General features: G+C 68.9%; 10 protein-coding genes and 1 other RNA gene. 5 read left to right on the top strand and 6 right to left on the bottom strand.

The window, feature by feature from the left end:
• Nucleotides 1-425 precede the first annotated feature (425 nt).
• Entirely contained in the window at nucleotides 426-2,093 is a 1,668-nt protein-coding gene (recN, locus tag VI238_RS18205) for a DNA repair protein RecN (RefSeq protein WP_331653885.1), read from the top strand.
• A 327-nt stretch (nucleotides 2,094-2,420) separates the two neighbouring features.
• Here the strand turns inward: recN and fur are convergent, their stop codons facing one another.
• Nucleotides 2,421-2,828, bottom strand: coding sequence for a ferric iron uptake transcriptional regulator (gene fur / locus VI238_RS18200; protein ID WP_331653884.1), 408 nt, complete (start codon nucleotides 2,826-2,828; stop codon nucleotides 2,421-2,423).
• Between the two features lie 95 nt (nucleotides 2,829-2,923).
• Between fur and VI238_RS18195 the strand changes: the two genes are divergently transcribed.
• Nucleotides 2,924-3,349: an outer membrane protein assembly factor BamE gene (locus VI238_RS18195; RefSeq protein ID WP_331653883.1), complete on the top strand. Its 426-nt coding sequence runs from the start codon at nucleotides 2,924-2,926 to the stop codon at nucleotides 3,347-3,349.
• Nucleotides 3,350-3,356: 7 nt separating this feature from the next.
• On the opposite strand, the gene VI238_RS18190 is transcribed toward VI238_RS18195, so the two are convergent.
• Complete coding sequence (locus VI238_RS18190) at nucleotides 3,357-3,650, bottom strand: RnfH family protein (RefSeq protein WP_331653882.1); 294 nt, start codon at nucleotides 3,648-3,650, stop codon at nucleotides 3,357-3,359.
• Nucleotides 3,643-4,077 carry a type II toxin-antitoxin system RatA family toxin gene (locus tag VI238_RS18185; protein WP_331653881.1) on the bottom strand — a complete coding sequence of 145 codons (435 nt, stop codon included), beginning with the start codon at nucleotides 4,075-4,077 and terminating at the stop codon, nucleotides 3,643-3,645. Before VI238_RS18185 ends, VI238_RS18190 begins: the two co-directional genes overlap by 8 nt.
• Nucleotides 4,078-4,152: 75 nt before the next feature.
• Between VI238_RS18185 and smpB the strand changes: the two genes are divergently transcribed.
• A complete protein-coding gene (gene smpB / locus VI238_RS18180; protein WP_331653880.1) occupies nucleotides 4,153-4,644 on the top strand; it encodes an SsrA-binding protein SmpB in 492 nt (163 codons plus the stop codon).
• Between the two features lie 102 nt (nucleotides 4,645-4,746).
• Here smpB and VI238_RS18175 read toward each other — a convergent pair whose 3' ends face one another.
• Complete coding sequence (locus VI238_RS18175) at nucleotides 4,747-5,586, bottom strand: sulfotransferase domain-containing protein (RefSeq protein WP_331653879.1); 840 nt, start codon at nucleotides 5,584-5,586, stop codon at nucleotides 4,747-4,749.
• Between the two features lie 86 nt (nucleotides 5,587-5,672).
• On the opposite strand from VI238_RS18175, the gene ssrA reads away from it, so the two are divergent.
• Nucleotides 5,673-6,024, top strand: a transfer-messenger RNA (tmRNA) gene (gene ssrA, locus VI238_RS18170).
• Between the two features lie 324 nt (nucleotides 6,025-6,348).
• Here ssrA and VI238_RS18165 read toward each other — a convergent pair.
• Together VI238_RS18165 and VI238_RS18160 are read right to left on the bottom strand one after the other, a co-directional pair.
• Complete coding sequence (locus VI238_RS18165; RefSeq protein ID WP_331653878.1) at nucleotides 6,349-8,001, bottom strand: M28 family metallopeptidase; 1,653 nt, start codon at nucleotides 7,999-8,001, stop codon at nucleotides 6,349-6,351.
• Between the two features lie 285 nt (nucleotides 8,002-8,286).
• Nucleotides 8,287-8,460, bottom strand: a complete 174-nt coding sequence (locus tag VI238_RS18160; RefSeq protein WP_331653877.1) for an oxidoreductase-like domain-containing protein — start codon at nucleotides 8,458-8,460, stop codon at nucleotides 8,287-8,289.
• Nucleotides 8,461-8,576: 116 nt separating this feature from the next.
• Here VI238_RS18160 and VI238_RS18155 point away from each other — a divergent pair, with 116 nt between their 5' ends.
• The gene (locus VI238_RS18155; RefSeq protein WP_331653876.1) at nucleotides 8,577-9,962 is read left to right on the top strand and encodes an MBL fold metallo-hydrolase; all 1,386 of its coding nucleotides are present in this window, start codon (nucleotides 8,577-8,579) and stop codon (nucleotides 9,960-9,962) included.
• Nucleotides 9,963-10,008: the final 46 nt, after the last annotated feature.

The following is a 10,008-nucleotide window of genomic DNA, read 5'->3' as shown; positions in this document are numbered from 1 at the left end:
TAGCGCGCGATCAGGGTGCGCAACAGCTGGCGGGCGCGGGCGTCGAGGTGCTGGGACGGACTGTTCATCGGGTTCCGGTGGCGCGTCCGCGCCGGTCGTCGTTGCACGCTAACAAGCGGCTCCGGGCCGATCAATAGCGGCACCCCGGCGCGGGAGGTCAACACGCCGCCGTGAATCGGGCGCGGGTGGCGTCCGCTGGCGCGAGCCCCGGCGTGCACCGGCCTCGCGACACCGGACGGACACGATGCCTCGCCCGGCCCTGCCGACATGGGCGCGCGGATGGGGGATTTCCACCGCGCCGACGCGGCGGAAGCGACGTCCGTCTCCCGCGGTGCGACGACACGCGCGGAGGATCGCGTCGTCGCCTTGGCCGCTGCATGTGCGCATGCTAGCGTTCGGCGGTTTCGAGGACAGCCCGCGCGCCCATGCTGGAAAGTCTCTACGTGAAGGATTTCGCGATCGTCGGCGAGGCCGAGATCGCATTCGGCCCCGGCATGACCGTCGTCACCGGCGAGACCGGCGCCGGCAAGTCGCTGCTCGTCGACGCATTGCTGCTGCTCGCGGGCGGCCGCGCCGACGCGTCGATGGTGCGCCATGGCTGCGAGCGTGCCGAGCTGTCGGCGACGTTCGACCTCGGCGGTCGCGCCGACCTGCGCGACTGGCTCGTCGCCGAGGACCTCGACGAGGACGGCGCCTGCCAGTTGCGCCGCGTCGTGCGCAGCGAGGGCAGTTCGCGCGCATGGATCAACGGCCGGCCCGTCACGCTGACCCAGCTCAAGGCACTCGCCGCGGAGCTCATCGAGATCCACGGCCAGCACGAACACCAGGCCCTGCTCGACCGCAGCCAGCAGCTCGCCCTGCTCGATGCGTTCGGCGCCCACGAGGCCGAGGCGGCCGAGGTCGCGCGCACGGCGCGCGCCTGGCGCGACACGGGCGCGCGCATCGCCGAACTCTCGCGCGGCGAGGATCACGCCGAGCGGATCGAATGGCTCGGCCACCAGGTCGAGGAACTCGATCGCCACGCGCTCGCGGCCGACGACCTCGCGGCGCTCGAGGAGCGCCACCGACGCCTCGCCAATTCGGGCCAGCTGCTGCAGGGCTGCGCCGCGCTCGTCGAACGCCTCGACGGCGACGGCGAGTTCGCGCTGCTGCGCCTCGTCGCGCGCGCGCAGCACGAAATCGCATCGCTGGCCGCGCTCGACGAGCGCCTCGCGCCGGCCGGCGAACTCCTCGACGCCGCACAGATCCAGCTCTCGGAAGCGAACGACGCGCTCGCGCGCTACCAGAGCGCGCTCGACCTCGACCCCGACAGCCTCGCCGAAGCCGAGGCGCAACTGGGCAAGCTGCACGAACTCGCGCGCAAGCACCGCGTGCGCATGGCCGACCTCAAGCCGCATGCGGACGACCTGCGCAAGGAACTGGAAACGCTGCGCGGCGCCGGCGCCAGCATCGCAACGTTGCGCGAGCAGGAGCAGCGCCAGCGCAAGGCGTGGGAGGCGGCCGCGAAGGCGCTCGGCCAACGACGCACGGCGACCGCAAGGGCCTTGTCGGACGCGGTCTCCGCGCTCATGGGTGAACTCGGCATGCGCGGCGGCCGCTTCGAGGTCCAGCTCGAAGCGAGCGACGGCGGCGACCCCGACCCGCAAGGCGCCGAGCGCTGCGAATTCCTCGTCAGCGCAAACCCCGGGCAGCCGCCGCGCGCGCTGCGCAAGGTCGCATCGGGCGGCGAGCTTTCGCGCATCAGCCTCGCGATCGAGGTCGCCGCGCTCGGCAGCGACACGATCGGCACGATGGTGTTCGACGAAGTCGACTCCGGCATCGGCGGCGCGATCGCCGAAGTCGTCGGCCAGAAGCTGCACGCGCTCGGCACCCGCGCGCAGGTCCTGTGCGTGACCCACCTGCCGCAGGTCGCCGCGCAGGGCGACCGCCACCTGCGCGTGAGCAAGTCGAGCGACGGCGACTCCACCGAGACGCGCATCGACGTGCTCGACGGCAAGCCGCGCCAGGAAGAAGTCGCGCGCATGCTCGGCGGCATCGAGATCACGCGCGAGACGCTCGCGCATGCGAAGCAGATGCTCGGGAAACGCGGCTGACGCCGCGTCGCGGGTGCGCCTGAGCACCGATCGTGCTCAAGCCGCTCGACAGCGAGCGTACCGGTCATAGGGCCGGCTTCAGCGGCGATGTCCGCCCGCTACCTCTGACACCGGCATCGGCGATCAACCCGAACCGTCAATACCGCCCCATCGCGCATCCGTCGCTCACCCAGGGGCGAGGGCCTATCGCGCGCTGCGTTCGCGTGCGGTCCGCCCCACACTGCCCGCTACGCCCGCCGGAATCCCTCCGCGCGGGAATCGCGCCGGACGCCCGCGATTCGGGACGCGGTGTGGCCGGAGGCCAACCAGCATTGCGGCTGAAGCCGCCTACCGCTTCTTGAGCGGCCGCACGTAGAGGACGAGGCTGTGGTCCTCGATCGCGTAGCCGTGGCGCGCGGCGATCTCGTGCTGCAGGCGTTCGATCTCTTCGCTGGTGAACTCGATCACCTTGCCGGATTCGATGTCGACCATGTGGTCGTGGTGCTTGCCGCGGTCGAGTTCGTAGACGGCCTGGCCGCCCTCGAAGTTGTGCTTGAGCACCATCCCCGCGGCCTCGAACTGGGTCAGGACGCGGTAGACGGTCGCGAGGCCGATGTCGTCGTGGTGTTCGAGCAGCTGCCGATAGATGTCCTCGGCGGTGAAGTGCCGGCCGTCGTGGCTGTCGAGGATCTCGAGGATCCGCATGCGCGGATGGGTGACCTTGAGGCCTGCCTTGCGCAGTTCGGTCGATTCCATGTTCATGCCTCCGGTGCCCGTCCCTGTCGATGGCCCTTGCGATTCAGGCCGCTAGTGTATCATCGGCCCTTTAACGGCTTCCGGATTCACCGCGCATGCGTCTTCGCTGGCTTGCCCTGCTCGCCCTCGCTCCGCTGTCCGGCTGCGGCCTCATCTACAAGGTCGACGCCCAGCAGGGCAACCTGTTCGACAAGGCGACCGTCGAGTCGCTCAAGCCCGGCATGAGCAAGCGCCAGGTGCTGCTCGTGATGGGCTCGCCGTCGGTGATCAGCCCGTTCGACCAGGATCGCTGGGACTACGTCTCGACGATCCGCCGCGGTCGCAACAAGATGGCGACCAAGGACCTCACGCTCTACTTCGAGAACGACCAGCTCGCGAAGATCGACGGCGACTATTTCCCGGAGGATCCGGACCAGCTCATCCGCGACGCGCGCAAGTACAAGCGCGAGTACCCGGACGAGAAGCGCTCGGACGAGGACCGCAAGAAGAAGCGTCGCGGCGGCGACCAGGGACAGGGCTGAGCCCGGTTCAACGCCTCGTCACGCGGGCGCTCTCGGCCCGACGCCGGCGCGCTTCCTTGGGATCGGCCTTCAACGGGCGATAGAGTTCGACGCGATCGCCGTCGGCGAGCACGGCCGCGCGCGGTGCCGGCTTCGACCAGATGCCGCTCGCGAGCGCCGCGGGATCGATAGCGCAGGCCGCGCCGACGCCGGACGCCTCGATCGCATCGGCGATCGTCGCGCCCGCCTCGAGTTCGAGTCGGCGCAGGAACTGTCGCGACGGCTCGGCGTACGCGACTTCGATCGTGATGCGCTCAGGCATGGGATTTCATCGCCGCCGCGCAGAAGTCGTCGACCATGCGGCTGGCGAGCCCCTGGAAGCCGAGTCGCAACGCGCTGCCGGTGAGACGGCCCGAATAGTCGAAATCGAGCGCGAGCGCGATCTTGCACCCCTCGTCGCCGAGCGCGGCGAAGGTCCACTCGCCTTCGAGCGCGCGCAGCGGCCCGTCGACGAGTTGCATGCGCAGGCGATGCGGTCGCTCGAGCGTGTTGCGCGTGGTGAATCCCTGCGTGATGCCGGCGAAGCGCAGCTCGAGGCGCGCGACGAGCGCGGCATCGCCGTCACGCTCCAGCACGCGGGCGCCGGCGCACCAGGGGAAGCGGCTCGGGTATGCTTCGACGTCGTTGACGAGATCGAACATCCGTTCGGGCGTCTGTCGAATCAGGGCGTGGCGGCGAATCTCGATCATGCCTTCTTCAAGAGTCCGGCCAGGAGGGCCGCTCCATTCTCGCGTCCAGGAAGGAACGCAAAATACACAACCCGCATGGCAAAGACCAAATCCAGCGACAAGAAGGGCGACTCGACGATCGCGCTGAACAAGCGCGCACGCCACGAGTACCACATCGACGAGCACTTCGAGGCCGGCATCGCACTGCAGGGCTGGGAGGTCAAGAGCCTGCGCGCGGGTCGTGCCAACCTCGGCGACGCCTACGCGATCGTCAAGGGCGGCGAGATCTTCCTGTTCGGCGCGTCGATCGTGCCGCTGATCTCCGCGTCGACGCACGTCGTGCCGGAGGACCGGCGCACGCGCAAGCTGCTGCTGCATCGCGAGGAGATCGACAAGCTCGTCGGCGCGATCGAACGCAAGGGCTACACCTTGATCCCGCTCGCGATGTACTGGAAGAACAACCGCGCCAAACTCGACCTCGGCCTCGCGCGCGGCAAGCAGGAGCACGACAAGCGCGACACCGAGAAGGAACGCGACTGGAACCGCGAGAAGCAGCGCGTCATGCGCGCGAAGAACAAGCAAGCGTAGGGTCGGCCTTGGCCGACCGATGGTGGGTCGTGCCCCTCGTATAGGGGCCCTGCCCGCCTTGGTCAAGCAAGCGGCGCACTGCCCCCGGACCGTCCGCGACGCCTACGCGTACCCCGCCGGCACGTAGCCGAACCGCTGCATCTGCTCGCGGTGCGCACCGATGACGCGCTGCACCTGCTCGCGGCCCAGTGCCTCGCGCCATTCGTTGACGCGACCCTTGCGGAAGAAGCGCGCGCCCTTGTCGGACGCTTCGATGAAGCCGTGCTTCTTCTCCAACGAGGCGAGGCTCTGGAAGCCCGCATGACGGATCGCGCGGTCGATCCGTGCGCGGTCCTGGCCGAGGCCGACGAGCTTCGCGACCTTCGCGAATGCCTTCGCCGGCTTCTCGAGCAGGTCCTCGTAGCGCAGCACGAGCACGCGCTCGCTGGCCATGTCGGCCCAGCCCTGCACATGCAGCGACCACGAGCCGAGGATCTGGCTCACGAACAGCGCGTCGTTGCCGGTCGCGACGTTCGGATCGGCGAGCCGTTCGATCGCTTCGTCGAGGCCGATGCCGAAGTGGTGGGTCATGCTGACCGCGACGTCGAGCGGGTTGCGCACGACCACGATGGCGCCCGCGCTCACCTGCCAGTTGTGCAGCGGATGGCCGTCGAAGCTGCCGGCCATGTTGTGCGTCTTGACGAAGCGCGTGCCCTGTGCGCGTTGCGCGATCGCCGCGTGCACCCGCGGCCGCAGTGCGGCGATCTCGGCGATGTCGAGATCCGCGCTCGGCTTGCCCGCGAGTGCGGAAAAGAGGTCCGGGTTCGCCTCGTCCTCGGCGTAACGCGAAAGCTCGTTCAGCGGCACCGGATCGGGTCGGTTCGCGACGAGGTTGGCGAGGAACGCGCGCACCCAGGTATTGCCGGATTTCGGGTACGACGCGAGCCAGACGATGTTGCCCATGGAGGCGGATTCGATGAACGGAAACCGCGCATCCTAGCAGCTCGACTTGATTTCCCGGCGCCGCACCGCCACCATGCATGTTCCCCGGGGGCGACATGGTTTCGACGGGGGACGCGAAGTAGTCTGGAGCATGCCGAGGGCGTCATCTTCCTCGTTAATCCGATGGCAAAAAACTAGACGCGAACGACGACGTCTACGCTCTGGCCGCTTAAGGCCTAGCCCCGAACCCACTTGTGCCTGTGCTCGTGGATGTAGGGTCACTATCACAGGATCGCCCGTGCCGGCGCCTTTCGGTTACGGGCTAAATCCAAGAGGCTGGTCCGGCGGTGCGCCTCGCACGTTGTGTTGCCGTCGGACGAGATCAAACAGCGTGACAAGCATGTAGCGCCGGGCGCGGAGCGCCTTCGGACGCGGGTTCAATTCCCGCCGCCTCCACCAAAAAAAGCAGAAGGGCCGCCTCGTGCGGCCCTTCTGCTTTTTTTGGGGGATGCCGACGTGGATGCGACCCCTAGCGCGCGCGCAGCGCGCCGCGGGCTCACTGCGCAGGCAGGAGCCTGCGCGAACATCGCCACAGGCGATGGCCCTCGCGCACCGCGCGAGGGTGAGCGCCAGGGATGGCGCGAATCATTCCCGCCGCGCGCCAAAGCGGGCCGCCTCGTGCGGCCCTTCTGCTTTTCTGGGGGATGCCGACGGTGCGTCCAGCACATAAGACGGCCGCCTCGCGGCGGCCGTCGTTGATGCATCGCTGGTGCGTCTCGAAGCCTACTTGCGCTCAGCCGCCGTCGCGTCGCGCGTGGCGCGGAACTCCGAATCCTGCGCCCAGTTCGGCCAGCGCGTCGAGTTGGCGAGATCGCTGCCGAGCTTGTAGAGCAGCGGCAGGTCGTGCGTCATGCCCGCGAACGTCCACGTCGCCTGCCATTCGTCGGCCGGCTGGTGATAGCGGTTCTCGACGTAGTCCTTGCCGGATGCCTCGCCGGCTTCGGTGCCGCCGACGACGAGATCGTTGCCCGATTCGTACGACAGCGCCGGCACTCCGCGCTTGGAGAACGGGAAGTGATCGGAGCGGAAGAAATGGCCCGCTTCCGGATGCGGGTCTTCCGCGTAGGCGAGGCCGAAGCCCTTCGCGTCCTTGACCAGTTCGTCGAGGAGGTCCGACTTGGCGCTGCCCGAGGTCGAGAAGTTGCGCGCGACGCCGGCGGGATCGAGCGCGTCGGTATTGATGACCGCGACGGTCTTCGCGAGCGGGTACAACGGTTTCGCCGCGTAGTACTCGGAGCCGAGCAGGCCCTTCTCCTCCGCAGTGACGTTGAGGAACACGATCGAACGCTGCGGCTTCGGCCCGTTCGCGAACGCGCGGCCCATCTCGATGAGCGCCGCGGTGCCGGTGGCGTTGTCGACCGCGCCGTTGTAGATGCGATCGCCCTTCGCATCGGGCTCGCCGACACCCAGGTGATCCCAGTGCGCGCTGTAGATGACCGTTTCGTCGGGGCGCGTGGTGCCGTCGACGCGGCCGACGATGTTCTGCGAGGTGATGACCTTGCTGTCGACCGCGTAGTCGGCCGAGAACGTCGAACCCTCGAGCACGACCGGCTTGAATGCGCGCGTCTGCGCCTGCTTCTTCAGCGCGGCGAAGTCGAGGCCGCTGCGCTTGAACAGGTCGACCGCGAACTCGCGCGTGATCCAGCCTTCGACCGGCACGTGCTCGGTCTCGGGATGGTCGCGCACGATGTCGAACATCGTGTTCGTGTTCGAGTTCTTGACGGTCGCCCAGCCGTACGAGGCGGGATCGGTTTCGTGCACGATGAGGAGGCCCGCGGCGCCACGGCGCGCGGCTTCCTCGTACTTGTAGGTCCAGCGGCCGTAATACGTCATCGCCTTGCCGCCGAAGTCGCCCTTGCCGGTCTCGAAGTCGGGGTCGTTGACGAGCACGATCGCGACCTTGCCCTTGAGGTCGAGGCCCTTGAAGTCGTCCCAGTTGCGTTCGGGCGCCGTCACGCCGTAGCCCGCGAACACGAGCGGCGCGTCCTTGATCGACACCGACTTGGCGCCGTTGAGCGGCGCGCGCACCGCGATCTCGGCGCCCTGCGTGAGCGCCTGCGCCTTGCCGGCATGGTTGACCGACAGCTTCGGCTCGCCGCTGATCTCCGCGCGCAGCAGCGGCACGGCCTGGGTCCAGGCACGCTGGCCGTCCTTGAGGTCACCGCCAGGCTGCAGGCCAGCGGCCTTCATCTGCTCCACGACGTAGTCCACGGTCTTCGTCTCGCCCGCCGTCGCCGGGCCACGCCCTTCGAACGCGTCCGAGGACAGCACCTTGACCTCGTCCGACAAGCGCTTGGGATCGAACTTCGGCGAGTCGACGGCAGCCGCGAGCACCGGCAGGGCGAGCGCGATCGCGATCGCGAGGGTCTTCTTCATGGGGAACTCCGTACGGATAACCCTTCGATCCTAGCAAAGGTCGCGCCCGCACGATCCATGACTTTACACACCCTTGCGCTTTGCGCCGGAAGCGGTTCCGCAGCCGACGCACCGTACGCCTCGGCGCGATCGCGGCGCGGGTGACGTCGCGCCGCCCGCGCCGTGCCGCCGGCATTCATTCGCCGGGCGCAGCCCGAAAGCCGTGGCGTCGAAGCGCCGCGCGAGCGTCTCCTCGGCCTGCGGGCTTGCCCAGGGCGAACCGTGCAGGGCTCGCCGCGGCGAGGCTCAGCCGCGGTCGTCCGAGGGATGGCGCTGGCGCCATTCGGCGAGTGCGCGCTCGTAGCGCTCGAGCGCGTCCTCGTGAACGTCGTAGATGCAACGCACGCAACCGCCGCCGCAACAGTCGGCAGGGTCGGGTTCGGGCGGCCGCTGCGGCCGCGGATCGTCGTTCACGGCCATGCCGCCGTCGCTCGAGCACGACCGGCGATCGCTCCAGCGGGCGAGGCGCCGCCCGCTGGCGCGCGGTTCGCCCGTGCTGCTACTGTCGCGACGCGACCACGACGACGGAGCCGGGTATGCAGGTCCAGTTCAACGGTGCCGCAGGTGGCGAAGTCACCGGTTCGTGCCACCTCGTCGACGTCGCAGGCCGTCGCGTGCTGCTCGACTGCGGCATGATCCAGGGCAGCCGCGAAGCAGAGGCGCGCAACCTCGCCCCGTTTCCCTTCGATACCGCCTCGATCGATGCGCTCGTGCTCAGTCACGCCCATATCGACCATATCGGGCGTGTTCCGCTGCTCGTCAAGCGCGGCTTCCGCGGCCCGATCTGGGCGCACAAGGCGACCTGCGACCTGCTGCCGATCATGCTGCTCGATGCGGCCTCCCTCGCGGAACAGAGCGCCGAGCGCGCGAACCGCGAACGCGGCGACGGCGAGCCCGAGATCGAGCCGATCTATACGCGCGAGGACGTCGAAGAGACGCGCAAGCGCCTGCGTCCGCTGCCGTACGACGAGCCGCACGCGATCCTGCCCGGCGTCACCGTGCGACTGCACGACGCCGGCCACATTCTCGGCTCCTGCATCGTCGAGCTGACCGAGGAAGGCGCATCGCCGCGCACGCTCGTGTTTTCCGGCGACGTGGGCATGAAGGGCACGCCGATCCTGCGCGACCCCGCGCCGCCGCCGCGGGCGGACCTGCTGCTGATGGAATCGACCTATGGCGACCGCAACCACAGGGATCGCCTCGCAACCGTGGCCGAGCTCGGGCGCATCTTCGCCGAAGCGCACGACGACGGTGGCAACGTCGTCATCCCCGCGTTCGCGGTCGGGCGCAGCCAGGAACTGCTCTACTGGTTCGCCGCGCATTACGAGGACTGGAACCTGTCGCGCTGGCGCATCTTCCTCGACAGTCCGATGGCGGCGAAGGTGATGGCCGTGTACGGTCGCAACGAGCCGCTGTTCGATTCCGAGGCCGCGCGTGTGTGGCGAGGGCGCATCCAGCCGTTCGCATTGCCGAACCTGCATGTCGCCGAGAAGGTCGACGACAGCAAGGCGATCAACCGCCTGCACGGCGGCGCGATCATCGTCGCGGGGTCCGGCATGGCGAACGGCGGCCGCGTGCGTCATCACCTCGCGAACAATCTCGCGCAACGCGCCACGCACGTGATCTTCGTCGGCTACCAGGCACGCGGCACGCTCGGTCGCCTGCTCGTCGACGGTGTCGAGCGGGTGCGCCTGTTCGGCGACGAGATTCCGGTGCGCGCGCGCATCCATACGGTCGGCGGCCTGTCCGCGCACGCCGACCAGAAGGGCCTGCTGGACTGGTACGGCGCGGGCGCCGCGAGGCCTCCGGTCGTGCTCGTGCACGGCGAAGATCCCGCGCGCGAGATGCTCGCCGGCGAACTGCGACGTCGCTACGGCGTCGACGTGAGCCTGTCGGAACCGGGGATGCGCCTGACCGTGTGATTGCAGACGGCGCGCGACGACGCATCGCAGCGCCGTCGCCTGCCCG

Origin of the sequence: Dokdonella sp. (assembly GCF_036518555.1) — a bacterium.
In the GTDB taxonomy this organism is placed as follows: domain Bacteria; phylum Pseudomonadota; class Gammaproteobacteria; order Xanthomonadales; family Rhodanobacteraceae; genus Dokdonella_A.
The sequence above is the reverse complement of the archived record's forward strand: the minus strand, read 5'-3'. Positions and strand labels throughout refer to the sequence as shown.

What these genes read in the sequence shown, in the direction of transcription:
- recN (WP_331653885.1), top strand. Translation starts at nt 426, where the DNA reads ATGCTGGAAAGTCTCTACGTGAAGGATTTCGCGATCGTCGGCGAGGCC.
- fur (WP_331653884.1), bottom strand. Translation starts at nt 2,828, where the DNA reads ATGGAATCGACCGAACTGCGCAAGGCAGGCCTCAAGGTCACCCATCCG.
- VI238_RS18195 (WP_331653883.1), top strand. Translation starts at nt 2,924, where the DNA reads ATGCGTCTTCGCTGGCTTGCCCTGCTCGCCCTCGCTCCGCTGTCCGGC.
- VI238_RS18190 (WP_331653882.1), bottom strand. Translation starts at nt 3,650, where the DNA reads ATGCCTGAGCGCATCACGATCGAAGTCGCGTACGCCGAGCCGTCGCGA.
- VI238_RS18185 (WP_331653881.1), bottom strand. Translation starts at nt 4,077, where the DNA reads ATGATCGAGATTCGCCGCCACGCCCTGATTCGACAGACGCCCGAACGG.
- smpB (WP_331653880.1), top strand. Translation starts at nt 4,153, where the DNA reads ATGGCAAAGACCAAATCCAGCGACAAGAAGGGCGACTCGACGATCGCG.
- VI238_RS18175 (WP_331653879.1), bottom strand. Translation starts at nt 5,586, where the DNA reads ATGGGCAACATCGTCTGGCTCGCGTCGTACCCGAAATCCGGCAATACC.
- VI238_RS18165 (WP_331653878.1), bottom strand. Translation starts at nt 8,001, where the DNA reads ATGAAGAAGACCCTCGCGATCGCGATCGCGCTCGCCCTGCCGGTGCTC.
- VI238_RS18160 (WP_331653877.1), bottom strand. Translation starts at nt 8,460, where the DNA reads ATGGCCGTGAACGACGATCCGCGGCCGCAGCGGCCGCCCGAACCCGAC.
- VI238_RS18155 (WP_331653876.1), top strand. Translation starts at nt 8,577, where the DNA reads ATGCAGGTCCAGTTCAACGGTGCCGCAGGTGGCGAAGTCACCGGTTCG.